This window comes from Pseudomonas sp. 65/3-MNA-CIBAN-0223 (genome assembly GCF_040310425.1).
Taxonomy (GTDB): Bacteria; Pseudomonadota; Gammaproteobacteria; order Pseudomonadales; family Pseudomonadaceae; genus Aquipseudomonas; species Aquipseudomonas gregormendelii.
Genome location: NZ_JBEOPV010000151.1, coordinates 1 through 271 on the forward strand (window position 1 = coordinate 1; position 271 = coordinate 271).

The following is a 271-nucleotide window of genomic DNA, read 5'->3' on the forward strand; positions in this document are numbered from 1 at the left end:
GCGCAGCGCTTGGAGATTATCAACCAGAACCTGCCAAAAGGCGTAAGCGCGATAACGGTCTATGACCGGACCGACCTCGTAGACAAGGCAATCGCCACGGTTCGCAAGAACCTGATCGAAGGCGCGATCCTGGTTATCGCCGTGCTGTTTCTCTTCCTCGGCAACCTGCGTGCAGCCCTGATCACAGCAATGGTCATCCCGTTGTCCATGCTGTTCACCTTCACCGGCATGGCCACCAACAAAGTCAGTGCCAACCTCATGAGCCTAGGGG

1 protein-coding gene is annotated in these 271 nt (G+C 56.8%); it reads left to right on the top strand.

Annotated features, from left to right (window positions below; translation table 11 throughout):
• On the top strand, positions 1–271 hold a 271-nt coding region (locus tag AAEZ09_RS28315; RefSeq protein ID WP_350601655.1), incomplete at both ends, for an efflux RND transporter permease subunit.